Below are 518 nucleotides of genomic sequence, written 5' to 3' on the forward strand. Positions count from 1 at the left end.
TGCCCCATTTCAATTCAGCGCAGCTTTTCCTAACATTTTTACGATATCATCTTTGCCTAATTTATTGTAATGCGACAAACTTAATACACCCCCTAGATTTAGTATGAGCATGCATACAGTGCGAGTAAAAATAGAACAAAATGAAGATGGTGATCACTACTTCTTAATACCTGATGAGTTACAGAAAGATTTATCTTGGGATGAAGGTGATTCAATAGAGTGGATTGATAATGGTGATGGAAGTTGGACTTTAAAGAAGCTTAGTCGGTTGGAATCATTAAAACTCAAAGCATTTGACGACCCAGCTGTTAAAGCTGAGTATGACCGATTAAAAGATGACTCTGAGTTTGATCTTTAGCCAGTCAAGTCAAGCTATTCTGGTCGTAGTCAAACTACCAAACAACAAGCTTCCCAAATGTACAATAGCCCGTTCCACAACTCATCTTAACGTACTTCTTCTCCTTTCTTTGTTGTAAATCCATCACGCAGGGTGCGTGATGAACTTACTTTTGCCCCAT

Annotated in this window: 1 protein-coding gene; it reads left to right on the forward strand. The window is 38.4% G+C overall.

Translation table 11 applies throughout. The annotated features are described in order from the left end of the window. The first annotated feature begins 103 nt into the window (after nucleotides 1-103). A complete protein-coding gene (locus tag AB4384_RS22920; RefSeq protein WP_371724578.1) occupies nucleotides 104-358 on the forward strand; it encodes a hypothetical protein in 255 nt (84 codons plus the stop codon). Nucleotides 359-518: the final 160 nt, after the last annotated feature.

It is taken from the genome of Vibrio sp. 10N.261.51.A4, from assembly GCF_041471945.1.
GTDB lineage: Bacteria > Pseudomonadota > Gammaproteobacteria > Enterobacterales > Vibrionaceae > Vibrio > Vibrio crassostreae_C.

What these genes read in the sequence shown, in the direction of transcription:
- AB4384_RS22920 (WP_371724578.1), top strand. Translation starts at nt 104, where the DNA reads ATGAGCATGCATACAGTGCGAGTAAAAATAGAACAAAATGAAGATGGT.